Raw genomic sequence first — 24,082 nt, forward strand, 5'->3', positions numbered from 1 at the left:
TTTAAAAATCTAATCGTGAGATGGGTCTGCCATTAGTTCGCCAGAGCGTCTTCCATTTTGGCTTTCCAGATCGCCATCGCGAGGGCAGGTTTACGCAGCACTTTCGGCGTTGGAATCCAGCCATGATCGATACGTGAGAACACGTCAAAGCGCCCCGCCTGCCCTGCCATTGCTTCAGCAACAACACGGCCTGCGATATTGGTCAAACCAACGCCATGACCAGTGTAGCCATGGGCTGTATAGATATCATTACCCAAATGCGAGATTTCCGGCATGTAGCTGCGGGTCACCGCAAACAGACCACCCCAGTGATATTCCATCTTCACGTCACCCAGCTGTGGGAACACTTTCAGCATACGTTGGCGCAGACGCTCCTGACTATCTGAATACTCGCCATTGAACGGATGGTTCACACCGCCGAACAGAATGCGTCCGTCAGCAGTCGGGCGGAAATAATCCAGACAGTTATTCAGATCAGACATCGCCATCTTGTTAGTGATTGGCTGGCGATCGCCAAGCTGTTCAGTCACAGCAATGTAAGAAGCCACAGGCAGCACTTTTGATTGCGCCTTGCGATGCAGGCCATCAAGGTATGCGTTACAAGCCAGCAGAACCTGTTTTACTTTCACGCTGCCCTTTGCGGTTTTTACCGTGTTAAACCCTGCCCCTTTTTCCAGTTTGATCACTGGGCTGTTTTCATAGATCTCTGCGCCAACGGAAATCGCCGCTTGCGCCAAACCCAGCGTGTAGTTCAGGGTATGAACGTGACCGCTGTTTGGATCGAATAAGCCGCCCAAATAACGACGGGTGTTGGCTACCTGCTCAATTTTGTCAGTATCCCACCACTCAGCAACCGGATAGCTGTAACGACCATGCTTCAGCTCATGCCAAGACTTCAGCTCTTTCTCCTGACCTTTATTCAACGCCAGCTCGATGTAACCCTCCTGAAAGTCACAATCGATGTTGAACTCGCTGATGCGTTCACGAATGATATCGATAGATTCAACGGACAAATCCCAAAGCTGCTTGCCCCATTCTGGGCCGTACTCTTCGTCAACTTCGCGAAGACCCAGACAATAGCCCACCAGCGCCTGACCACCATTGCGACCTGAGCCACCAAACGCGATGCGTTGACCTTCCAGCACCACCACGCTCATGCCCTTCTTACGAAGTTCAATCGCTGCGTTCGTGCCCGTCAGACCAGCACCGATAATACAAACGTCCGCTTGAATATCACTGGTTAACTCTGGTTGTTGAGGCAAAACATTTGCCGTTGCCTGATAGTAGCTATCGATATACCCGTGTTCTTTCGCCATTTCGCGACTAAATCCTGATAAAAGGGTTAATTAAAAAGATGGCGAATATTCGCACTAAGCCACATTCCAAGCAAGGGATTCTTGCCCCTTCGCCAAGCTCAAAAATAACCGCGTTCGTTGATGCTGTGCGCGGCGCACAAATTGTTACCTTTTCAAAGGGATTCTCATTGACAGAGGGGACAAATGTTTTGATGATGCGCGTTCATTTTTCAGCTTGGTATTTACCCAAACTACCTCAAGGCGCTTTTTCAGCGAAAAGACAGGTTTTACTAGGAGCTTGGTGGAAGGCGAGTAAATGGTTCTACTCCCCATCGCGCTATAAGTAAGACATGTAGGTGAGAGGAAGGAAGTCTACCTGTGCCTTAAGGTAGTTTGGGTATGCCACTTAAGGATAAAACCAAATGAACCAATATCTTAAAGGGGTGAAAGCGGCAAGCATCGCACTTACCGCAACAGTTTCTTTCAACGTTTCTGCAAACAATGAAGTACTGAATATCTACAACTGGGCCGAGTACATGCCAATGGGTGTGATTAAGGCGTTTGGGAAGGAGTACGATGTTTCAGTTAACTATTCAACGTTTGAAAACAATGAATCCATGTATACCAAGCTGAAGTTGCTTGATGGAAAAGGCTATGACCTTGCGTTTGCATCGACATACTTTATCCAGCGCATGAGTGACGAAGGCATGTTGGCGAAAATCGACAAATCGAAAATCCCACATGTTAAAGACATTATTCCTGGTCTGATGGGTCAACCATTCGACAAAAACAACGACTACTCCCTGCCCTACATCTGGGGCGTGACGGCTATCAGTTACAACGGTGACATCGTTGATGGCAGCAATGTGACCAAATGGGCTGATCTTTGGAACGACGAGTTCGCAGGCCAAATCATGCTGCTCGACGACGTACGAGATGTTTTCGGCATGGCACTGAAAGCCAAAGGCTACAGCATCAACACCACCAACGAAGCAGAGATCAAAGAAGCTTATGAAATGCTGAAAGATCTGCGTCCAAATGTCGTGGTTTACAACTCAGATGCACCGCACGTACCGTTTGTGACCGGCGAAGTCGGTATCGGTCAACAGTGGAACGGTAACGCCTACCTAGCACAAGCTGAGATGGAAAACATCGAGTTTGTTTACCCAGACGAAGGCTCAATCCTGTGGATGGATAACTTTATCATTCCGAAAGGCGCTGAGAAGGTCGACCTGGCACATAAGTTCATCGACTTCCTATACCGCCCTGAAAACCAAGCGGCAATGGTCGAAGAGCTGGGTTACCCAGCACCAAGCAAGCGTGCGAAAGAAAAATTGTCTGCGGAATACACCGAGAACAACGTGATTTTCCCATCAGACGAAGATGTTGAAAAAGGCGAATTCACTAACGATGTGGGTGAAGCGGTCAGCATCTACAACCGTTACTGGCAATTGCTGAAAAGCTAACTCGCTTTAATGAAAAAAGCCGCGGCCATGAGCCGCGGTTTTTCGTCTTATTCTGATAGGTCATAGCTAATTCGACGACTTAAAGAAAAGCATGTGTGCCGCACTCAGTGAAATCGCCCCACGCACAATCAACTTAAGCTGCTCTGCAGAAATTCGGGCAAACACCTTGTAGCCAATAAACATCCCGATAAACAGCGCAGGCAAACCACTCGCACTCGCCTGTAAGGTTTCTGTGTTAATCAACCCTAGACTCACCAAGCCCACCAGCTTCATGATATTCAAGGTCAGGAATGCCCAAACCCGTGTCGCCACATAGGCGGATTTATCCATTTTCTGCTCAAGCAGGAATAGTCCCATCAGTGGGCCAGCGGCATTTGCCAGTACACCAACAAACCCACACAATGCACCAGCAACACTCGCTGCATAACGATTGGTGAAAACAGGGAGCGGATGGTAATCCAGCCAGATTGACATACCGAGTAGTGTGAAAATCAAAATACCCAGAATCGTCATGAAGGTATGTGGGTCGATGTTACCCAAAACATAGGTGCCTCCGATGACGCCTAGCGCGCCAAAAGGCAGGAGTTTTGCCAGCACACGCCAATTTACATTTTTGCGGTAAGTCAGCACGGCAATAAAGTCGGTAAGGAGGTAAAGCGGAATGATCACACCCAGCGCTTCCGGTCCTGGAAATGCCAGCATAGTCAGCGGCAAAATGATAAGCCCCATCCCACCGATTGAGAACTTTGAAAAGCCTGTCACAAGACAGGCTAACGAAATGAAAACCAGCGACATATCCATATATTTCCTCCCCTTGGCATCGACCCAGCCCTTCTGACTCAAGTTATGGACGACAGAATGATTCCTGATGTTTTGTAATTACTTTTTCTTCAATGAGGAGTAATCTGCTTACTCGATCATAGGTGTAATCAGGACAGATAAGAATGATTGATTTCCGCTCAGACACAGTGACACAGCCGGATCAAAAAATGCGCGAAGCCATGGCTAACGCACCCGTGGGTGATGACGTATATGGTGACGACCCAACGGTCAATGAGCTGGAGCAGTGGGCTGCTGAGCGCCACGGTTTTGAGGCAGCAGTATTTACCTCATCGGGGACCCAAGCGAACTTGCTGGGTATTCTGGCACATTGTGAGCGTGGTGACGAATATTTGTGCGGTCAACAAGCGCACAATTACAAGTACGAGGCAGGTGGTGCAGCGGTACTGGGCTCTGTTCAACCTCAACCCATCGAGAACAACAAAGACGGAACCCTATGCTTTGAAAAGCTCGCGGCAGCGGTTAAACCGGATGACTCTCATTTTGCGCGCACCAAACTTCTCAGCTTGGAAAACACCATAGGTGGGAAAGTGCTACCTTTGGAATATCTGGCGAGAGCGCGAGAATTCGTGAATCAGCACAACCTGAAACTCCATTTAGATGGCGCTCGTGTTTACAACGCATCCGTAGCGTTGGGCGCAGACATCAAAGAAATCAGCCAGCATTTCGACTCCATGACCATTTGTTTGTCAAAAGGTCTAGGGGCACCGATTGGCTCTTTGCTGTTAGGTGATGCTGACTGCATTCAGCGTGCACGTCGACTGCGTAAAATGGTGGGTGGTGGCATGCGTCAGGCTGGTATCTTGGCGGCAGCCGGTAAGATTGCCCTGACGGAAAATGTCGAACGTCTCAAAGATGATCACGACAACGCCCGTTATCTGTCTGAAAATCTCGGGGCAATTCCGGGTTTCAATACCTTTATCTACCCGGTGCAAACCAACATCGTTTACGCCGATGTTGCCACGCATATTGATATTCGTGCCATTGCGTCTGCGTTGAAAGAACAGGGGATTCTGTTTTCGCCATCTCACAAGGCAATGCGTTTTGTAACCCACAAAGATGTGACGAAACCAGACATAGATACGCTGCTCGCAGCCATCGAAAAACAGCTCTAAACTGGAAGTGAATAACGAAGAGAGAGGCGGTTTTCCGCCTCTTTTTACATAGATAAAAGAGGAATGACCATGGCAGGAGCCAGCCTTCTTACACTGCTTGATGACATTGCCACGATTCTGGATGACGTCTCCGTCATGAGTAAAATCGCCGCGAAAAAGACGGCGGGTGTACTGGGTGACGACCTCGCCCTCAATGCGGAGCAAGTTTCCGGTGTAAAAGCCGACAGGGAGTTACCCGTCGTCTGGGCCGTCGCCAAAGGGTCCTTTTTCAATAAACTGATACTGGTGCCAGCGGCCCTAGCTATCAGTGCCATTGCGCCTTGGCTGATCACGCCGCTGCTGATACTGGGTGGTCTTTTCCTTTGTTTTGAAGGCGCAGAAAAAGTGCTCCATACCTTCTTTCACAAAAAAGAAGAACACTCTGCCAGTGAAGCGCAGGACTTCAATACCGCTACGCTAGACGCCGTAGAATACGAAGCGCAAAAAATAAAAGGTGCTATCCGGACTGACTTTATCCTCTCGGCCGAAATCATTGTCATCACGCTGGGTGTAGTATCAGAAGCTACCTTCCTCACCCAAGTTGTCACCCTGTTTGGCATCGCGTTTTTAATGACGATAGGTGTTTATGGCTTGGTCGCAGTGATTGTCAAAATCGATGATGCCGGACTTTATCTCAGCCAAAAAGCAGGCAGTATCAAACAAGCCGTGGGCCGCGGTCTGCTCTCCTTTGCACCCTACCTGATGAAAGGGCTGTCTATTGTCGGCACAGTCGCCATGTTTTTAGTCGGCGGTGGTATCCTCACCCACGGTGTACATGTTCTTTCTGAACTCATTACAGACGCCGCACAGGAAACTGCGCTGATACCGACCGTCGGCACCGTGATTTCTGCGCTGGTGCCAACATTACTCAATGGTTTGATTGGATTGGTTGCAGGGCTGATTATTGTTGGGCTTTATAGTGTCGCCAGCAAATTGAAGTCATCTAAATCGTGAGATTAAACATCGTAATTGCGTACTACTACGGATTGCCTGAATTTTTAACTACCCTTAACTTTGGATAAAACAGCCAACGTTAGGGAGAACAGAAATGACGGCAAAACATGTATTTATAACTGGTGGCGCGAGTGGCATTGGCTTTGGTGTAGCGCAGGGTTTCGCGCAGGCAGGTCATAAAGTCACCCTTTCTGATATCAACAAGAAAGCACTGGATAATGCCGTTAGCAAACTGAAAAGCCAGTATGATGTGGATGTTCAGGGCGTTGAACTCGATGTCACCAACTCCGAGCAGCTGGCCTCAGCTCCTTCTCATGTTGATGCCCCCGTCGATGTTCTCGTTAACAATGCAGGCATCCAATTTGTCTCCGCGCTGGAGCAATTTCCCGAGGACAAATGGCGTCTTATCATCGATATTTTACTGTGCGGCCCAGCCATGCTAACCAAAGCATTTCTCCCTTCGATGTATGAACACAACTTTGGGCGAATCATCAATGTTGGCTCAATTCACAGCCTTGTCGCCTCTCCGTATAAGTCCGCCTACGTGTCTGCTAAACATGGCCTGTTGGGCTTTTCCAAGACTATCGCGCTGGAAAGTGCAGAGCATGATGTCACCATCAACACGCTTTGCCCTTCCTACGTAAAGACGCCACTTGTCGAAAACCAAATCACGGCACAGGCAAAAAATCACGGCATTACAGAACAAGAGGTGATCAATACCATCATGCTCAAACCGATGCCGAAAAAAGCCTTCATTGAGCTCAGTGAACTAGCCGAAACCGCTCTTTTCCTCTGCTCACCTGCTGCGAAGAACATCACAGCACAGGCCATTACGATTGACGGCGGTTGGACAGCACACTGATTCCCTGCTCCCAAAAGCTGAACCACATCGACTACTTTTTGCGCACTTGTCCACCATAATCCAGTGAATATAGTGCGCCAGCCCACAATGCCAACACGTCCGCGATTCTTTAGCTCAAAATCAGTAAGTTAACAGCGCTACACTAAGTTTTATGAGAAACACAGTGAAAGGAGAGCGCTATGCCACATCAGCCATTGTCCAGTGACATGCTCTATCGCACTTCACAGCTAAACAAACTCGATGTTTCATCCACAAAGCATCTTGAGCCACTTGAAGAGATAGTGGGTCAGGATCGCGCCCGTCAGGCCGTTGAGTTTGCAATGTCCATTAAGGAAAAAGGCTACAACATCTATGCTGTCGGGCAGAATGGTCTCGGCAAGCGAACTATGGTGATGCGCTATCTCAGCCGTCATTGGCAATATACCCATCCAGTTTACGACTGGTGTTATGTCGCCAACTTCCAGGACTCGCGCATTCCCAAAGTACTGCAAATGCCAGCCGGTCGAGGCCTCAAGCTGAAAAAAGACATCGAGAAAATGATGGGTCGCTTGGGCAAGTCCCTGCAGCTCGCGTTTGACAACGAGATGTATTACTCCCGCGCTGATGCACTTAAAAACCGCCTGACAGAAATGCAGGAAGGTGCCTTGGGAGAACTCAGTCAGGAAGCAAAACTGCAAAGTGTCAGCCTGTCTATCACCACCTCCGGTGACTATCAGTTCGTTGCCTTGAACGGTGAAGAACCGCATACCGAAGAGACCTTCGATGCTCTTTCTCAGAAAGAACAGGAGCATTTCGATCAGGCTATTCGAGATCTGGAAATCCAACTCCGCGGTCTGGTACGCAAACTCACCGAGTGGGAAGAGACTTACGCAGAGAAACAGCAAAAGCTGGATGAAGAAATTGCTAACGAAGCGATTTCCCATCATGTGGTTAAGTTGATCGAGTCCTATTCTGACCTGCCTCAGGTGAAGAAATACCTGAAAGAAATGCAGGGCGATGTGCTGGAAAATCTCGATATCTTCCTGCAGGAAAGCGAAGAGCAAGCCGCCCTCGCCTATGCAGCGCTGGATAAGAAATTGCCGCGTCGCTATCAAGTCAATGTGCTGGTCGCGCAGGAAGAAGAAGTGCCACCGGTGATCGTGGAAGATAGCCCGACGTACCACAACATTTTCGGATACGTAGAAAACGCAACATACAAAGGCACCGTTTTCACCGATTTCTCTTTGATCCGCCCGGGTAGCATCCATCGAGCAAACGGCGGTGTCCTGCTGATTGATGCGGTAAAAGTGCTAGAACGCCCTTACGTTTGGGACGGTCTGAAACGCGCCCTGAGTTCACGTAAAGCCTCACTCAGTTCTCTGGAACGTGAAGTGACCCTGAGCGGCACTATCTCTCTGGAACCAGAGCCAATTCCACTGGATGTGAAAATCATCCTATTTGGTGACTATCACACCTACAAACTGCTGCAACACTATGATGCAGAGTTCAGTGAGCTATTCAGGGTAACCGCCGATTTCGAAGATGACATGCCACGCAATGATGACAGCGAAATGAAATATGCCATGTTCATCTCCAGCATTTGTCACGACAACAACCTGTTGCATTGTGATCCCGGTGCCATTGGCCGAATCATTGAGCACAGCAGTCGTCAGTCCGGCGATCAGGATAAGCTTTCCCTGCACTCAGCCGATATTGCGAACCTACTGCGCGAATCGAACTATCAGGCCAGAGTCAGCAATGCCAACATCATCCGAGCATCTCACGTCGAAAAGGCATTGGCGAGCCGCGACATGCGCGTCAGCCGCTTGCGTGATCACGTCATGGAAGGTTTCACCACAGGCACAACCCTGATTGACACCAAAGGCAAAGCCGTTGGTCAGGTCAACGCTTTGTCTGTATTGGCAACCAACGATTTTAGCTTTGGCGCTCCAAACCGAATCACTGCAACGACCTCGTTTGGTGATGGCGCCGTGCTGGATATCGAGCGCAGCGTCGAGCTAGGCGGCAGCATTCACTCCAAAGGTGTGATGATCTTGACTGCCTACTTGTCATCCCTGTTAGGTAAACAAGCAAAAATCCCGCTGACTACCCGCATCACGTTTGAGCAATCTTACGGTGGCGTAGATGGCGACAGCGCATCCATGGCGGAATTCTGTGCCATTCTTTCCGCAATTTCCGGCGTACCACTGCGTCAGGATCTGTCTATCACAGGCTCGATGAACCAGTTTGGTCAGGCGCAACCGATTGGTGGCGTTAACGAGAAAATCGAAGGCTTCTTCGATGTTTGCACTATCAAGGGTCCAAAGTCGACTCAAGGTGTGATTATTCCCCGCTCCAACGTGCATAACCTGATGCTGCGTAAAGATATCATCCATGCCGTAGAGAAAGGTAAATTCCACATCTATGCGATTGACCATGTCAGCGAAGCCATCGAACTGTTCACAGGCATCCCAGCAGGAAAACCCGACAGCAAAGGAAAGTTCAAGACAGATACTTTGTTGCACAAGGCATCAGAAAAGCTGGATGTGTTGAGGAAGAATGCTTCAAAAGCTTAGTGTTTTATATAGAAACAGAAAGCCGACTTTTCAGTCGGCTTTTTCTATGCTGATCTTCGTGCACTTGTCTTCAATTAACCGTAAGCAATCGAAGGCAGCCAGAGTACGAGATTTGGCCAAAACACTAACATCACCAGTGCCAGCAATTGAAGGATAATGAACGGGATAACACCCTTGTAAATATCCATTAATTTCACTTCCGGTGGGCATACCCCTTTCAGGTAGAACAAAGCGAACCCAACGGGTGGTGTTAAGAAGCTGGTTTGCAAAGCCATAGCCACTAACATCACAAACCATACCAACTCAGGGTTATCCAATCCTGGATAGTCACCAATGCTCAAATCCAATCCCAACACCACGGGCGCCAGTAGCGGTAGCACAATCAGGGTAATTTCAATCCAATCGAGGAAGAAACCCAGCAGGAAAATAACCAGCAGAATAAATGCAACGATACCATAAGGACCAAATGGCAAAGCCTCAAAAGCACTTTCGATAAACTCATCACCGCCAAGTTCTCTCAGTACCAAAGCAAAACAGGTGGCACCAATGAAAATGGCAAAGATATAAGCGGTGGTTTTATAGCTGTCGAGAAGCACTTCTTTTAACACGGCCATCGAAAACCGCTTGTAAAAGGCTGCCAGTAAAATCGCACCGAAGGCCCCCACACCTGAGGCTTCCGTCGGCGTGGCTATCCCCGCGAAGATGGAGCCTAAAACTACAATGATCAGCATGAAAGTAGGTACAATGGCTTTGGCTACATCTTTGATGACTGCCCAATCCACCCCTTTGGCATCTTGCGGTAACGGCAGGGAATCTGACTTAACCACCCCCACGATCAGCAAGTACACAATATAGATTGCGCCTAGCATCAAACCGGGGAACATCGCTCCCATAAAGAGATCACCCACGGAAAGACCCAGCTGATCCGCCATGATCACCAGCATGATGGAAGGCGGCAGCAAGATCCCCAGTGTGCCTGCCGAGGCGACTGTACCCAGTGCTAATGGAAGGTTATAGCCCTGCTTCATCATGGCAGGCAATGACATGGTTGCCAGCAACACTACCGATGCGCCGATGATCCCCGTCGATGCGGCGAGGATAATACCAATCGCCATCACGGTAATTGCCAAACCACCATGTACTCGACCAAATAGTGCCTGCATCGCGTGCATCAAGCGGTCCGCAACACCAGATTTATCGAGCATATTTCCCATGAATATGAACATCGGCAAAGCCACCAATATCCAGTTGTCCATGATTTTATAGAGGCGGTTGACTACTAGCCCCAAGGTGGTGAAATCCAACCCGGTCCAGGTATCGAGGTAGATATCGCTGTAATAGCCGATAAAGGCAAAAGTCACACCTATTCCACCCAATACCCAAGCAACAGGAATGCCGATAAACAGCAGCAAAATAAAGATGCCGAACATCGCTAGGATAAGAATCTCATTCGCTTCCATGCGACCCTCCTTTTCTCAGATACGCCACCGCACGGAGCAATCTTGAGAGGCTGGCGAAGGCCAGCAATGCAGCACTGAATGGAATGGCAGATTTAATCACCCATCGCCATGGCAGTCCTGATGGCGCATTTGAACGCTCATCCACCCGCCAGGCTTCGTAGACGAAGTCAAGGGAGTGGATAAAAATGACGTACATGAAAGGCCAGACGAAAAACAACACTGTGATAATTTCTATCCAGGATTTCGTTTTCTGAGAAAAGCGGTGATAGAAAATATCCACCCGGACATGGGTTCCGGTAATCTCGGCATACGATAAACCAAACAAAACACCGATGGCGTAGAGGTGCCACTGCAACTCTTCCAGTGCGATTTGGCCATTGTTGAACACTTTACGAAGCACTACCTGCGTGATGATAACCAAAACCAAAATGAGATAGCTCCAAGCCAGTGTGCGTCCGACAATCCGGACGACATGCTCAATGCTGTCTGCAATTGGTGAAGCAGGAAGTGAGTCAGAAGGCTGGGTCATAACTTGCTCCTAAACCCATGAAAAGAAAAAACGGGCAGCGTCCTGCTGCCCGAAACCACACTAGTTGCTGCGTGGTAGGAACCCTTTCGACACCCAAGTCTGGTAGTTGTGACGGAAGTCAGACATGTCCTCCCAAACTTTGTCAAAGTAAGCATCTTTCTTCTGCTCTTCCACCACTTCCAGCCAGGTAGATTCAAACAGATTCAACATTTCATTGTTCCAGTAACGAAGTTCAACACCTTGTTCCTGCGCTTTTTGCATCGCCTCAAACTGCATGGCTTCTCCTTCCGCAATGGAGTTTGTCATTGAAGCCAGACAAAGTGTTTCAAGCGCCGCTTGTTGATCTTCTTCCATGTCGTTCCAAGTATCTTTGTTGATCAAAAGTTCGAACATGGTTGCCTGTTGGTGCCAGCCAGGGAAGTAGTTGTATTTCACAATCTTGTGGAAGCCCAAACGCTGATCAATTGCTGGCTGTGAGAATTCACTGGCATCAATCGCACCTTTCTCAAGAGCACCGAAGATTTCTCCACCTGGTAGCTGAACGGTACCCACCCCCAGCTTTTCCATTACCTGACCGCCCAAGCCAAAGAAGCGCATCGTCAAACCTTTCAGGTCTTCTGGCTTTTCTATAGGTTTTTTGAACCAACCGGAGGTTTCTGGCGAGATAATCGCACATGGCAGCACCTTGACGTTATAGCCCGCTTCGTCATACATGCCTTGGTAGAGTTTCAGGCCATTTCCATAGAACATCCAAGCCATGTATTCCGGCGCCTCGGGTCCGAATGGTACGGCTGAAAACAGCGCAGCTGCCGGCATTTTCCCTTGCCAATAACCTGCTGTTGCATAACCAGAATTCACTTTCCCGCTTGATACTGCATCAAGAATTTCCATGGGAGCGACCAGTTTTCCTGGCTCGTACACTTTCATCTTGATGGTATTGCCAGAGATGGGTTGAACACGCTCAGAAACCCACTTTATAGGTGTGCCGAGCGCGGGCAGGTGAGTACCAAATGCGATAGGCGTTTTTAGCAATACTTTGTCAGCCAGGGCTGAGCCTGAAAAACAAAGCGTTGCTAAAGCGGCCGCTTTCATAGATGTTGACATTACTTTTTTCATTGTCCACTCCTTGGTGCGCAGCTTCACTTTTTGGAATGTATGCGGATGCTGCATATAGGGTTGAGGTTTAGAGCACACTGAGACCGTTAAAAAGTTGTTAACATCCAGACTATCCCTGCAACCTCGAAAAAAATATCAGGTAGAAAACGGACTTAGCGTCCATAGCATTGCGTAGGGTCTGTACGTAGTTGTACGTAATCAAGTGATGCTCAACGAAGCTGGCGGAGTGAAATGACGAAGTTATCAGGCATAGTGATGCCACTCAGGATAAAATTACTGATGCTCACAATGCTTCCTTTGCTCTTGATGTTTGGGCTGATTATTGGCTTAGTGGTGATTCAGTCAGACACACTGTCTAAGAATCAGGCCAATCTCATCCGATCAGAAACTCTCTCGTCCAAGAAACAAGAATTGCTGAAGTACGTAGAACTCGCACGGGCATCAATTTCTCCGGTTTATGATGCCGCTGGCGAAAACGATGAAAAAGCGAAACAGCAAGTCATCGATATTTTGAATAGCCTCACCTACGGCGAAGATGGCTATTTTTTTGCCTACACCTACGACGGCACCAATTTAGTCCTGCCTTATCAACCCGAGTTTGTGGGTCAAAACATATGGGAAGTCGAAGACAGCCGCGGTTTTAAACTGTTACAAGCGCTCATCAACACAGCTAAACTCGGTGGAGGGTTTGTTGACTATTACTGGCACAAGCCTTCCCGCAAAGAGCAGGTAAAAAAACTCAGTTACGCCATTGGCCTCGACAAATGGGGGTGGATGGTTGGGACCGGTGTTTACATCGATGACATCGAGATTCAGGTCGAATCCGTCCACAGCAAGATTGACGAAACCATCAGTAAGACCTTTATCGGGTTGGGTATAGCGCTCGTCATCACAATCGGGATCATGGCAAGCCTCGCTACCAGCATTCACATCAACGCCAGAGAATTGGCTGACCAAAAACTGCAGGCTTTAAACCGACAACTGATCGAGTCACAGGAAGAAGAACGAACTCGTGTAGCACGGGAACTTCATGATGGTATCAACCAAATTCTGGTGTCTGTCAAGTACCGTCTCGACAACATCAAAGAAGCTAAATCTGACGCTGAGCGCGAACTGAATATCGTGAAGGGTCAATCTACCCTAAGCGAAGCAGTTCGCGAACTTCGTCGCATTTCGAAAGACTTACGCCCCGCCTTGCTGGATGATCTGGGGCTTTTGATCGCATTGGAAGATCTTGCCAAAGAAGTGTCCCAACGTTCTGGAATAAAAGTGCTTTTTGAACATCATCTGGATATGAGAAAAGTATCGAAATCTGCTGAGATCACCCTATTCCGAGTCGCACAAGAGGCACTTCATAACGCCGAGAAACACGCGAAAGCGAAAGCAGTCGACATAATTTTGCAGGAGGAAGAAGGAGAAATCGTGCTCACAGTTGCAGATGACGGCATTGGTTTTGAAGAGCATAGAGTGTCTAATACCAGCCAGTCGATGGGCTTAAAAAACATGCGGGAGCGTATCGAGAACCTCGATGGCACCTTCTCTATCAGTAGCTTGCAAGACCAGGGAACGGAAGTGCGGGCAATTGTGCCTATTGCAGTTTAAAAGCGAAACACTAACCAGTGACAAATAGGAGAATCACATGACCACGCTATTACTTGCAGACGATCATGTCTTGCTACAGGATGGATTAATGGAGCGCTTATCCAAGCAGCCTCAATTCACCATCATTGGTGCTGCAAGTGACGGTGAATCAGCCATCGAGCAATCACTGGCTTTACGACCTGACATTCTGCTCACTGACATTTCTATGCCAAAGAAAACTGGCTTGGAAGTGCTGAGTGAACTTCGTGAAAAAGCCCCGATGATCAAAGTTGTTATCCTCAGCATGCACAATAACAAAGAGTACATTGTTTCTGCTTTTCGAGGAGGAGCCAAAGGCTATGTGCTGAAAGACGTCTCATCTCAAGAATTGGTGCAGGCTCTAGATATCATCGCAGGTGGTGGCTCTTACTTCAGTGCAGGCGTTTCTGAAACGCTCATGGAAAGCATGAGCCAAATGGTAAACAGGGAACACGAAGACAACGTCCCTACCCCTCGCGAAAAAGATGTGCTTATCCTTATCGCCAACGGCGCTTGTAACAAAACCATCGCTCGCGAACTAAACATCAGCGTACGAACCGTGGAAACCCATCGCCTTCGCGTAAAGAAAAAGCTTGGCGTGACCTCGACCGCAGGCTTAGTTAAATATGCGATTGAACAAGGTTGGGTCAAAGGGGAAATGGAACATTAACCATTCTGATACTCCATTTAAAACCCACCGCCATAAACAGGTAAAATATTTGCTCAGAATTACATATAAAATACTGATTGTTAGTTGGTTTTCTTTCTCATCTCTAAACTAAAGATAACGCCTCGACCACCGAATTGCCCCAACACAATAAGATGGTATGCAAGGCTTAGGATCTCTCCTGCTGTTCTGCTTTAACTGCACTGTTTACTGTTGCCAACAAACAGGAAAAATCCCGCTAGAATTGACCCACACCTCACCAGATACTTTCACCGATGCTATGCTTAAAACAACGAAGAATCAAAGAGGTAGCGTACGGTATTTCTTTGACACTCTGAGTATGCTTGGCGAACAGCAGTTCTACGAGGAACATGAAGCTAAGAAACATGTTCGCATCACACAGCCGATTATGGTGGACGGTATCGTCACGCACCGCTAGTCAGGCATTTCTTTTTACCGATATGGAGCGCGCATGAAAATAGTTCTCGTCACCGGCGGTAGTAGCGGCATTGGACTTCAAACCGTGCTTTCCTTTCATGACGCCGGGTATAAAGTCATTACCTGTTCCCGTAATGAAGAAAAGTGGAATCAGGCAATGGCAAAGTATCCTCAGCTTTCAGCGGTCGATTACCTGCCTTTAGATTTGAAAGATGTTCACCAGGTTGACCGTTTCTTCGGTTATATTCGAGAGAACTATGGCCATATAGACATTGCCATCAATAACGCTGCACCCATAATCGCATCGCGGGGGGAGTTCTCTGAACTTCCCATTGATGCACTCTACAGCACTATGATAAGCGATTACTGGGTGCCTGCGCTGTGTCTCCGCTATGAACTTCCCTTGATGCAGGAAGGTGCTTGCATCATCAATGTCAGCTCCGTTAACGGGATTCGCCCAACCCCAAATGCTGCCATGTATTCCGGCACCAAGCATGGACTGGAGGGGATTACACGATCTGTAGCGGTAGAAGCAATCCGAAAAGGGATTCGTGTAAACGGTGTTGCCCCGGGCGTGACCTGGACACCCCGCTGGGAGCAAAAACAGCAAGAATTGGGAGCCACACTCAAACAGACAGTCGAAAGTCAGGTGCCTTGTCAGCGCTTTGCAGAGCCGCAGGAAATTGCAGATGCCATTATTTTTCTCAGCTCAGATAAAGCAAAATATGTCGTCGGACACACACTGGTCATCGATGGTGGATTGAGTCTGACATAAGTATTGAAGACTAAAACAGAGAGGCTGCATCATGCAGCCTCTTTTCGTTTCATTAGCTCTGCTTTTATTCGCTCGTTTTTCTTCCCATCACCAAACGGCCAGCACCTAACAGGATCATGCTCAGCAATACTAAGATGTTCATGCTACCACCACTGCTGCCACCGCCGGAATGGGTCGGTGCCGGCTGGGTAAACATGGGCTGATTGTTATCCGCTCGGGTTGGTTCAACGGGTTTATTCTTTTTCACCTCACGAGCACTTTGCTCTTTGAGGACCCGCGTCTGATTCTTACGTTCTATTCCCAGTTGTTGGAAGACCTGTTCTTCCACGACCAGCAGCGAGGTGTAATCAGTCAGCAAACCATATTCCAGTGCAATGTCTTCGATAGCCTGCTCTTTGTCACTGTCTTTTTGCTCCAGGTAATCCATTTGCTCCTGCAAGTCGCGAATCGCTGAAAATGCCCACATTCTCTCAAGCTCAGGATGCGCTGTTGCAGAATCAGGCAACATCACTTTGGTGCGGTATTCGCGGGAATCACCGGCAATATCCATAGTGAGCTTGATATCAGCTTCCCCGCCTTTGAAGTAATGACCGAATACGGTCAGTTGTTCCCCGCGATACAGACTGCTGATTTGCTCCGGCGTCAGGTCTTTGATTTTCACACCATCAATATCGAGTTGGATGTTTCGGTACGCCTGATGCGTTAACTTACTGGTGATGTTCATTAAGTGGCCGATAATGTCATCCGCGTTAGATACTGACGTTGCCACGCCGTTCGACAACTTGGTCATCGGCACCAGCAGCGGCGTGTTGGCACTATTGCCCATGATGAAGGTAAACAGTCGCACATCGTGCTTCTCCATCAAATCGAAGAAGCGGCGCTTTTCGGTCACACCTACATTGGCTACCCCGTCGGTGACCAATACGATCCCGGTCGGACGATCGTCATCCAGTTTACGGATTGCAGCCGACATGCCTTCATAGAGATTGGTGCCATTACTTGGTTCAACCTGCTCAACGGACTGCAGTGCTTTGCTCACATTCGCAGGGTTAGCCGCCACAAAGCCGCCGGTGAGATCATAGGTATTGCTGTCAAACATCACGACGCGGAACCTGTCTTCAGAAGGCAACTTCCCTAATCCCTGACGGACACCTTCCACCAGTGTGGAATATTTGCCGGCCATGGAACCTGACTTATCCAGAACGAACACCCAATCACGCCCTTGCGTGACGCGGGTCAGGTCTTCACCTGGCGTGAATGTCAGCTTCACAGTGCCGCGTTTCGAGTTTTCTGGGTCGCGGTAGGCCACCATATCAACACGGCCGGGTAAACCATCCTGCAAGCGCCAGTAGAAAACCATGTCCTGATCCAGTCGCATTGAAGTATTTATCGCTTGCTGTGTCTCCCCTTCATGCACCGCATTGGCAATGTGAGTGCTGATATTTGCCTTCCATGTGGTGTGTTCACCATCCGCTTCTTGCGTGATCACCGCTGACGGATGCGCTGGCAACCGGACACCATCAACAGGATATGATGAACGCAGTATCACATTGAACGAAAAGTCCTGCTCCACTTTGTCATTGCGCGTCCAAAAACTGCTTTTGGCTTCATCCACACCCCCTTCTTCCAACGGATAAACATAGCGCCCGATACCGTGATCCAACAATGCGTCCTGCATATATACCAGCTTCACTTTTACGCTCTGCAGAGGCTGCACCGGATACACCCTCATATCAAAGGTTCTGTATTCGTCTTTCTCTGTCAGTGCTGTGGCATTGCCCTGCGCTTTTTGCTCATCGTAGATCTTGCGGGCTTTTTCTTTGGAAACTGCTTCCGCAATCACCGGCGATCCGTTAATCCAATAGATAAACTCACCCACAACGGCTTGCTGGGGCACAGGAAAAGAGTACAGGGCTTCCAGCTCAATATCGTTAGGGTTATAGAACGTCTGTTCAATCGATGTCGTGGCATAGCCGTCCTGAATAGAGACATCAACATGGTGTGATTCAATTTGGAGATCTTTATATTGGCTGTTGACGGGTTTGAGCAAACCCGCTGCCAACGTTTTAGACGAAAACGTGGTGATAAACAGGGCGATAAAAACTACGCCCCAGATGGCGATTTGCGAAGTCATTTTCGGTCGGTTCAGCATCATTGCCTCCTTTACCTTCTGTCATCAGAGATTCTTTCTCCGGTTGCTCAGTAGGTTGCATTAAGGCTCGAAAGCAATAAAGCCTGACGGACAAGGTGGCTAATGGCGCTACTGCGGGTATTATCTGGCGAGACTTTTCTTTGAACCGTCTTCGTTTTCAAATTCATCAAACAGCGGGAACGTCCATCGACGGAGGGCGATAACCATCGACGTACCATGTCTTTCTTGCATGGCTAAATCGCCGTCACTGTTACACGATTCATAGAACTCTTTAACAAGGCGCTGGATGCGTTGCTGGAATTTGTAATTGGTCGGCAGAGACATAAGCCCAGTAGACATAACAAGTTTTTCGTCGTCTTTAGAGAAATGAGTGCGGAAGAACGTTTTAACGACCTGCTGCTGAAAGAACTGCTGAATAGGGCCACCGGCAATCCATGAGAAAGAAGGAGATATCTTCAATTTAATGCGGTTTTCAGGCATCAACTCAATCACCTTGATACGATCAAGATGTGCTAATTTTTGAATGATTTGCGGCTTAGTGAGGTTATATTGACTGAGGATTTGTTCAAAGCGATAGCCGTTGGTAATGCACACAGCCACGAGCAAAAGCGCCCCGTCAGCAACTAATTGTTCTTCTTGTTCCCAAGTCAATGAAGATAGGTTTTGGCTTTCATCTTCGGCCAATTTAAACAACGCCGTCATTTCCAGGTCAATCAGTTTGCACACAGCAGACAACCGTTCGAGGCTCATGCTTCCGCCATTGGCAAAAAGCCGCTTCACTGAGCCTTCACTCAGATCGAGTGCTTTCGCGACATCCTGATAATTCACATTGCGTAATTTTAACTGCTTTTTCAGTGCTTGAATGACCTGATCACACTCTGACATGACTCTCTCCTTGATTGACCACCTAACGTTAAGCGGAATCTAAGCAAATGCCAAGGCAAACAAGTCATTGTCATGCAAGGATGCTCCCGTCACCATTGATACTGGTGGCACTATAGTCTTCCCCAAAAGCCTCCATCTGTCATCTGCAAAGCAGAAAGACTCAGTTCCGTGCGCGCACAAAAGATATGTTGTGTTGGATAACTGAATGCACAGTGTTTGCCCCGGGTTCCATTATTGGTCAGTGCATCGTTTATATCCATATCAGCTCTCCTGATGATGGGAAGACGGGGTTTGAGAAGCGGATGCTTTCACTCTCAAGTGTCACATTGCCAGGTTTGGGAAGATAAAGTATCAAATATGTCTAATAGGTCGTTAGCTGCTTACATTGCTGGTATTGGGCCTGTGCCCTTGGCCCAGATTACGTCTTTGATTATGTCCTCGGTCATTCCTTTTACATGAAGGCCAGTAAACTGGCAGGATAAAGGACAAAGTCTTATCTAACTGACCTCCAGACAAATTTCCCTATTCTACATGCCTAGTATTCCTAACTTGAGTGGTGGGTTTCCCTTGCTATTCTCCTACTCCCAAAACAGTAGTGGAGAGCATCCTATGGAAACGCAGACCAACAAAGCTATGGCGACTTATGATGTAGTAATCGTTGGTGCTGGTGCTGGCGGCATCGCCGTGGCCTCCAGTCTTTTGAAACGTGATCGCGAGCTAAATGTCACTATCATTGACCCATCAGAGAACCATTTTTATCAACCTGGTTGGACGCTTGTTGGCGGGGGAGTATTTGATTTCAGCCAAACGGAGCGAGAAACAGCAGCAGTCATTCCCAAATCAGCCAAATGGATAAAACAGGCAGTCAGGGCTTTTACACCAGACAAAAACACGGTCACGCTGGATGACGGCAAGTTAGTGGAATATAAATATCTAGTGGTAAGCCCTGGTTTAACACTGGATTGGGATGCAATTGAAGGGTTAAAAAGTACGCTTGGCAACAATGGTGTTACGTCTAACTACCATGTTGATCTCTCACCCTACACTTGGGAATCAGTGAAGCAGCTCAAAAAGGGAAAAGCGGTTTTCACTCAACCCCCAATGCCGATTAAATGTGCTGGTGCCCCCCAGAAAGCACTTTATCTATCTGCTCACTATTGGGAACGTAACCGTCTACTGGATAACATTAATATTCAGTTTCATACTGCATTACCCAGTCTTTTTGGTGTACCTGATTTCGTTCCAGCACTTCAGTCGTACATGAAACGTTATGGTGCTAGCCCGCATTTTAATTCACAGCTTGTCAGTGTTGATGGACAGAGTAAAACGGCCATATTCAGTTCAAACAATGAAAATCAAGAAACCCAAATGCGCGAGGTAAAATTCGATCTTTTACATGTTGTCCCGCCGCAGCGTGCACCACAATTCATTGCTGAAAGTGCCTTGGCCGATAGTAACGGGTGGTTGGATGTCAGCCATACCTCTTTGCGCCACCGTCATTATGACAACATTTGGGGGATAGGCGATGTCATTGGTGCCCCTAACGCGAAAACAGCTGCTGCTGTTCGAAAGCAGGCACCGATTGTTGCGGAAAACATCATTCGTCGTATCGGAAATCAACCGCAATTAGAGATTTATGATGGTTATGGTGCTTGCCCGCTTACAGTAGAAAAAGGGAAAGTAGTGCTGGCGGAATTTGGGTATGGGGGAAAACTCAAGCCAACATTTCCTTCTTGGATACTCGATGGCAGCATGGCCACAAAGACAGCCTGGAATATGAAAGCACACCTTTTTCCATATGTTTATTGGAATATGATGCTAAAAGGGCACGAGTTGTTAACGAAAATGGAGTAGCTAGTTTTTCCAATGCGTGTTGCGGCGGCGAATAGCGGACAGTGAATTTCCCATTGGTGATCATCATCGAAACAAGCATTGTCGCTTACGCATTAGAGAACCGGTCGAAAGCTATTGAATAAGACTGATGATGCTTGCTTACTGTAACGTCAAATAGGGTAGAAACGTGCTAGACCACTGGTCTAACAGAAGTTTGGATGATTTTTACGCAAAATAGTCGTTTTAGTAAAGACATCTGTAGGTAATAGACCGTATTTTTAAAACTTGAAAACTGTTCCCAGAAAAGTTAGAAACGCCACTTCCTGGGAAGTGGCGTTTCTCTATTCAGCATTTTTGTAGATACAACCAACGCATAAATTGTTTCAACAATTTTAGTTTCAAAACAACTTACTCTTTACCGAATATGTTGTTTTCTTGCTCTTGAACGCGAATGAACGTTGTGCGCTTAGTCAGTTCTTTCAGCTGCGCTGCACCAACATAAGTGCATGTTGAGCGCACACCACCCAGAATATCTGCAATGGTGTTGTGAACTGAACCACGGAAAGGAAGCATAACGGTTTTACCTTCTGCAGCTCGGTATTTCGCCACACCACCAGAATGCTTGTCCATTGCTGATTGAGAAGACATGCCGTAGAACTTCATGAAAGACTTGCCGTCTTTTTCAATCACTTCGCCGCCGCTTTCTTCGTGGCCAGCCAGCATACCACCCAGCATCACGAAATCTGCACCGCCACCGAACGCTTTTGCTACGTCACCAGCACATGAACAGCCACCATCACCGACGATACGGCCGCCAAGACCGTGCGCGGCATCCGCACACTCAATGATGGCAGACAGTTGCGGGTAACCCACACCGGTTTTTACGCGGGTAGTGCACACAGAGCCAGGCCCGATACCTACTTTCACGATATCTGCACCAGCAAGGATAAGCTCTTCAACCATGTCGCCAGTCACTACGTTACCCGCGCTGATCACTTTGTCCGGGAACTCAGCGCGCACTTTCTCAACGTACTCAACCAAGTGTTCTGAATAACCGTTAGCAATGTCAATACAAATGAAGATCAGCTCATCTGACAGCGCCATGATTTCCTGAGTTTTGACGAAATCTGCTTCAGACGTACCGGTAGATACCATCACGTTGTTCAACACTTTAGCGTCAGCTTCCGCTACGAATGCCGCCCAATCTTCTACTGTGTAGTGTTTGTGAACAGCGGTCATACAGCCATGTTCAGCCAACGCTTTCGCCATGTCGAAGGATCCAACTGAGTCCATGTTTGCTGCAATCACAGGTACACCTGACCATTGACGGCCACTGTGCTTGAAGGTAAACTCGCGGGTTAATTCAACTTGAGAGCGGCTTTTTAGGGTAGAACGTTTCGGGCGAAACAGTACATCTTTGAAACCCAACTTCAAGTCTTGTTCGATACGCATTTGTCTTTCCTTACTTCATTGAGACATCTTGCCCTTTCGGACAGGTTGCTTTCATATGTTTTGAACCGTTGGCAGACAGTTCAAAACTTCACCAGAAAGCAGGCACAAAAAAACCGGAGCGTTGGCAGACGCTCCGGTTTTCAGCATTATAGGCACAGAAATTTTTCAAGCAAGTCTGATATTTGTATTTTTTTTGTGGTACCTTTTGTCAGATTACAACTTCAGAAAAGCGCCTTTTTGAACCTCCGCCTCTCCTCAGAAACTCCATTTATCTAGCTGATTAAAAAAGAAAAACCGTGCATTCCTTATCGAAACACACGGCTTAATTTTAAGACTTTTTAGTCCTTACAGTACCTTTTTCCAAGGTCCCCATGCTTCACTCAGAAGTGGATCGTCGCCCTGTGTCCAGTACATGGCTTCGTAAGTGACACCATCCACCACCACACGGTCGCCCGTGTTGTAAACTTTGGTTGGACTCCATGCGTTCGGGTCTACTGGCTCACCGCCACCACCTGGATTACCTGTAGACGGCTTATCTGCATCAGTCACAACGCGCACCGTTGGCCAGTTAGCGTGCGAGCCATAGAAGTTAGTCACACATTTCTCGTAGTCGCCTGGTACAAGTGCAGAGTATGCCGTTTGGAAGCCCACCAGCTCACACTCGAAAGAGAAACCGCCCGGACGGTCTGCATAGTATTTCCAGTTACCATCCCAGTTGGTGTAAAGCACATCAGTTGCGCCTTGCAGGTTCAGGCTTCCGAATGGTGTTTGCTGCCAACAGGTATTTTTCTCGTCTGCTTCAATTGGAATTTCATAGTACGCTGCCAAGCCCTCCCAGTAACGGATTCGGTTTACCGGCTGACCTTTGTCTTTGTTTTGCTCGCCACACTCAATACCACCATTGATGATGTTGATGGTCGTACCGAAGCCGTAACCGATACCCGCATCAGTTTCACGTTGAGAAGGCTTCCAGGTACGATCGATAACGTGCAGCATCGCTGGCTTCGGTGCTTGTGGTGTTAGGAAGAACCAAATCGCAGATGCCAGGTTCAACCAGGAGTCCGCAACCAGTGCTGGTTCGTTCAGCAATCGGGTGGCATCGCCATCAAACATTACTTCAGAGAACATGCCGTAGTTAAAGTGGTAAGAAAGCTGTTTCGCACCACGGCCGAAATATCCCTGACCTGTCGCACATGGCCAACGGCGGTTTTGCCAGTCGTCCTGACCACAACCTGTGGTGTAACCTTCTTGACCTTCTGCCCAGCCCATTTCACGAACATGCACCAACGCCTGCTGCCACTCTTCAAGCGCAAGTGGATTGTCAGACACGTTGTCGACAGCGATGTGACCACCAGTTTCCTGCGAGAAGTGTGCAAACGCAGTGACGATAGACTTTTTACAGATCGCATCAGCATCACGTCCATCGGTGTAATCACCACAGAACGCCGGGAACTTACCAATTGCTTTGAGGAAGCGGGTGTAGGTGTACTCAGGCGCTGCCATCTGGGTCAGGAAGTTCCAATCAGTTTCCGGGAAAACACGCTCAACGCGTTTCACGTTATCAGGGTTGGTTGCTGCCCCAGGTAAAATGGCATTTACCACTGAGTTTGGCTGGGTACGAAGTGCCTGGGACCAGATGTCATACATTGGGTCCAAAGTCAGCGCATCTTCTGCGGCCTGAATTTCTGATTGGGAAACAACAAATCCGTTTGGATTGTCAGGATCTTGAACTGGGTCCATGGTAATGGCGCTGTGAGCCAGAAAGCTCGCACCAAACAGGGCGGTAAATAAAGCCGAGTGTTTCATCTTAAATTCCTTATCAAAACGACATAGGAGCATCACGTCGCTCCTCCTGATTGCGCCGGTATTTAAGCGTTGTGTACCTGCTCGCTTTCCTGGAAATATGTTCGGAAAGCTGAACGTTAGTCACCTTCACTTTGTATCGTTATATGTGGCGCGAACAGGGAAACTATATGCATTTGTTGATACACAAGACGAACACTATCGGCGGCAGAAATACCAGAATGCT

The 24,082-nt window shown here is 48.1% G+C and carries 19 protein-coding genes; 10 read left to right on the forward strand and 9 right to left on the reverse strand.

The features are described from left to right. Nucleotides 1–32: 32 nt before the first annotated feature. Nucleotides 33–1,316, reverse strand: coding sequence for an NAD(P)/FAD-dependent oxidoreductase (locus VP504_RS04910; RefSeq protein WP_325893216.1), 1,284 nt, complete (start codon nucleotides 1,314–1,316; stop codon nucleotides 33–35). 38 nt (nucleotides 1,317–1,354) lie between these two features. Here VP504_RS04910 and VP504_RS04915 point away from each other — a divergent pair, with 38 nt between their 5' ends. Both VP504_RS04915 and VP504_RS04920 read left to right on the forward strand, forming a co-directional pair. Then, nucleotides 1,355–1,642, forward strand: coding sequence for a hypothetical protein (locus VP504_RS04915; RefSeq protein WP_325893217.1), 288 nt, complete (start codon nucleotides 1,355–1,357; stop codon nucleotides 1,640–1,642). A gap of 75 nt (nucleotides 1,643–1,717) precedes the next feature. After that, nucleotides 1,718–2,761, forward strand: a complete 1,044-nt coding sequence (locus VP504_RS04920; RefSeq protein WP_325893218.1) for an ABC transporter substrate-binding protein — start codon at nucleotides 1,718–1,720, stop codon at nucleotides 2,759–2,761. 66 nt (nucleotides 2,762–2,827) lie between these two features. Here the strand turns inward: VP504_RS04920 and VP504_RS04925 are convergent, their stop codons facing one another. After that, nucleotides 2,828–3,562 (reverse strand): sulfite exporter TauE/SafE family protein, encoded by a 735-nt coding sequence (locus VP504_RS04925; protein ID WP_251875772.1) that lies wholly within the window; start codon nucleotides 3,560–3,562, stop codon nucleotides 2,828–2,830. A gap of 143 nt (nucleotides 3,563–3,705) precedes the next feature. Here VP504_RS04925 and ltaE point away from each other — a divergent pair, with 143 nt between their 5' ends. From ltaE to VP504_RS04945, 4 genes are all read left to right on the forward strand, one after another. Then, nucleotides 3,706–4,716 (forward strand): low-specificity L-threonine aldolase, encoded by a 1,011-nt coding sequence (gene ltaE, locus VP504_RS04930; protein WP_325893219.1) that lies wholly within the window; start codon nucleotides 3,706–3,708, stop codon nucleotides 4,714–4,716. A 69-nt stretch (nucleotides 4,717–4,785) separates the two neighbouring features. Next, the gene (locus VP504_RS04935; protein ID WP_325893220.1) at nucleotides 4,786–5,709 is read left to right on the forward strand and encodes a DUF808 domain-containing protein; all 924 of its coding nucleotides are present in this window, start codon (nucleotides 4,786–4,788) and stop codon (nucleotides 5,707–5,709) included. 94 nt (nucleotides 5,710–5,803) lie between these two features. Next, nucleotides 5,804–6,571: a 3-hydroxybutyrate dehydrogenase gene (locus tag VP504_RS04940; protein ID WP_325893221.1), complete on the forward strand. Its 768-nt coding sequence runs from the start codon at nucleotides 5,804–5,806 to the stop codon at nucleotides 6,569–6,571. A gap of 179 nt (nucleotides 6,572–6,750) precedes the next feature. After that, nucleotides 6,751–9,126, forward strand: coding sequence for a Lon protease family protein (locus tag VP504_RS04945; RefSeq protein ID WP_325893222.1), 2,376 nt, complete (start codon nucleotides 6,751–6,753; stop codon nucleotides 9,124–9,126). 74 nt (nucleotides 9,127–9,200) lie between these two features. Here the strand turns inward: VP504_RS04945 and VP504_RS04950 are convergent, their stop codons facing one another. Genes VP504_RS04950 through VP504_RS04960 form a run of 3 tightly spaced genes read right to left on the reverse strand, consistent with a single transcriptional unit; the run spans nucleotide 9,201 to nucleotide 12,231 of the window. Beyond that, nucleotides 9,201–10,586 (reverse strand): TRAP transporter large permease, encoded by a 1,386-nt coding sequence (locus VP504_RS04950; protein WP_325893223.1) that lies wholly within the window; start codon nucleotides 10,584–10,586, stop codon nucleotides 9,201–9,203. Further along, a complete protein-coding gene (locus VP504_RS04955) occupies nucleotides 10,573–11,115 on the reverse strand; it encodes a TRAP transporter small permease subunit (protein ID WP_325893224.1) in 543 nt (180 codons plus the stop codon). Before VP504_RS04955 ends, VP504_RS04950 begins: the two co-directional genes overlap by 14 nt. Nucleotides 11,116–11,175: 60 nt before the next feature. After that, nucleotides 11,176–12,231 (reverse strand): TRAP transporter substrate-binding protein, encoded by a 1,056-nt coding sequence (locus VP504_RS04960; RefSeq protein ID WP_325893225.1) that lies wholly within the window; start codon nucleotides 12,229–12,231, stop codon nucleotides 11,176–11,178. 231 nt (nucleotides 12,232–12,462) lie between these two features. On the opposite strand from VP504_RS04960, the gene VP504_RS04965 reads away from it, so the two are divergent. From VP504_RS04965 to VP504_RS04975, 3 genes are all read left to right on the forward strand, one after another. Continuing rightward, nucleotides 12,463–13,833 carry a cache domain-containing protein gene (locus VP504_RS04965; protein WP_325893226.1) on the forward strand — a complete coding sequence of 457 codons (1,371 nt, stop codon included), beginning with the start codon at nucleotides 12,463–12,465 and terminating at the stop codon, nucleotides 13,831–13,833. Nucleotides 13,834–13,870: 37 nt separating this feature from the next. Beyond that, nucleotides 13,871–14,521: a response regulator transcription factor gene (locus VP504_RS04970; RefSeq protein ID WP_325893227.1), complete on the forward strand. Its 651-nt coding sequence runs from the start codon at nucleotides 13,871–13,873 to the stop codon at nucleotides 14,519–14,521. A gap of 469 nt (nucleotides 14,522–14,990) precedes the next feature. After that, complete coding sequence (locus VP504_RS04975) at nucleotides 14,991–15,731, forward strand: SDR family NAD(P)-dependent oxidoreductase (protein ID WP_325893228.1); 741 nt, start codon at nucleotides 14,991–14,993, stop codon at nucleotides 15,729–15,731. Between the two features lie 64 nt (nucleotides 15,732–15,795). Here VP504_RS04975 and VP504_RS04980 read toward each other — a convergent pair whose 3' ends face one another. Beyond that, entirely contained in the window at nucleotides 15,796–17,883 is a 2,088-nt protein-coding gene (locus tag VP504_RS04980) for a VIT and vWA domain-containing protein (RefSeq protein ID WP_325893985.1), read from the reverse strand. A 120-nt stretch (nucleotides 17,884–18,003) separates the two neighbouring features. After that, nucleotides 18,004–18,768 (reverse strand): helix-turn-helix domain-containing protein, encoded by a 765-nt coding sequence (locus tag VP504_RS04985; RefSeq protein ID WP_325893229.1) that lies wholly within the window; start codon nucleotides 18,766–18,768, stop codon nucleotides 18,004–18,006. A gap of 609 nt (nucleotides 18,769–19,377) precedes the next feature. On the opposite strand from VP504_RS04985, the gene VP504_RS04990 reads away from it, so the two are divergent. Next, the gene (locus VP504_RS04990) at nucleotides 19,378–20,622 is read left to right on the forward strand and encodes an NAD(P)/FAD-dependent oxidoreductase (RefSeq protein ID WP_325893230.1); all 1,245 of its coding nucleotides are present in this window, start codon (nucleotides 19,378–19,380) and stop codon (nucleotides 20,620–20,622) included. Between the two features lie 387 nt (nucleotides 20,623–21,009). Here VP504_RS04990 and VP504_RS04995 read toward each other — a convergent pair whose 3' ends face one another. After that, nucleotides 21,010–22,053, reverse strand: coding sequence for a GMP reductase (locus tag VP504_RS04995; RefSeq protein ID WP_325893231.1), 1,044 nt, complete (start codon nucleotides 22,051–22,053; stop codon nucleotides 21,010–21,012). 345 nt (nucleotides 22,054–22,398) lie between these two features. Then, nucleotides 22,399–23,859, reverse strand: coding sequence for a chitinase (locus VP504_RS05000; protein ID WP_325893232.1), 1,461 nt, complete (start codon nucleotides 23,857–23,859; stop codon nucleotides 22,399–22,401). Nucleotides 23,860–24,082: the final 223 nt, after the last annotated feature.

The organism is Grimontia sp. NTOU-MAR1, assembly GCF_035758505.1.
Classification (GTDB): Bacteria; Pseudomonadota; Gammaproteobacteria; order Enterobacterales; family Vibrionaceae; genus Enterovibrio; species Enterovibrio marinus.

Coding starts and splice junctions, on each gene's coding strand:
- VP504_RS04925 (WP_251875772.1), bottom strand. CDS start 3,562: ATGGATATGTCGCTGGTTTTCATTTCGTTAGCCTGTCTTGTGACAGGC.
- VP504_RS04955 (WP_325893224.1), bottom strand. CDS start 11,115: ATGACCCAGCCTTCTGACTCACTTCCTGCTTCACCAATTGCAGACAGC.
- VP504_RS04940 (WP_325893221.1), top strand. CDS start 5,804: ATGACGGCAAAACATGTATTTATAACTGGTGGCGCGAGTGGCATTGGC.
- VP504_RS04975 (WP_325893228.1), top strand. CDS start 14,991: ATGAAAATAGTTCTCGTCACCGGCGGTAGTAGCGGCATTGGACTTCAA.
- VP504_RS04995 (WP_325893231.1), bottom strand. CDS start 22,053: ATGCGTATCGAACAAGACTTGAAGTTGGGTTTCAAAGATGTACTGTTT.
- VP504_RS04985 (WP_325893229.1), bottom strand. CDS start 18,768: ATGTCAGAGTGTGATCAGGTCATTCAAGCACTGAAAAAGCAGTTAAAA.
- VP504_RS04920 (WP_325893218.1), top strand. CDS start 1,718: ATGAACCAATATCTTAAAGGGGTGAAAGCGGCAAGCATCGCACTTACC.
- VP504_RS05000 (WP_325893232.1), bottom strand. CDS start 23,859: ATGAAACACTCGGCTTTATTTACCGCCCTGTTTGGTGCGAGCTTTCTG.
- VP504_RS04950 (WP_325893223.1), bottom strand. CDS start 10,586: ATGGAAGCGAATGAGATTCTTATCCTAGCGATGTTCGGCATCTTTATT.
- VP504_RS04935 (WP_325893220.1), top strand. CDS start 4,786: ATGGCAGGAGCCAGCCTTCTTACACTGCTTGATGACATTGCCACGATT.
- VP504_RS04910 (WP_325893216.1), bottom strand. CDS start 1,316: ATGGCGAAAGAACACGGGTATATCGATAGCTACTATCAGGCAACGGCA.
- VP504_RS04945 (WP_325893222.1), top strand. CDS start 6,751: ATGCCACATCAGCCATTGTCCAGTGACATGCTCTATCGCACTTCACAG.
- VP504_RS04970 (WP_325893227.1), top strand. CDS start 13,871: ATGACCACGCTATTACTTGCAGACGATCATGTCTTGCTACAGGATGGA.
- VP504_RS04980 (WP_325893985.1), bottom strand. CDS start 17,883: ATGCTGAACCGACCGAAAATGACTTCGCAAATCGCCATCTGGGGCGTA.
- VP504_RS04915 (WP_325893217.1), top strand. CDS start 1,355: ATGGCGAATATTCGCACTAAGCCACATTCCAAGCAAGGGATTCTTGCC.
- VP504_RS04990 (WP_325893230.1), top strand. CDS start 19,378: ATGGAAACGCAGACCAACAAAGCTATGGCGACTTATGATGTAGTAATC.
- VP504_RS04965 (WP_325893226.1), top strand. CDS start 12,463: ATGACGAAGTTATCAGGCATAGTGATGCCACTCAGGATAAAATTACTG.
- ltaE (WP_325893219.1), top strand. CDS start 3,706: ATGATTGATTTCCGCTCAGACACAGTGACACAGCCGGATCAAAAAATG.
- VP504_RS04960 (WP_325893225.1), bottom strand. CDS start 12,231: ATGAAAAAAGTAATGTCAACATCTATGAAAGCGGCCGCTTTAGCAACG.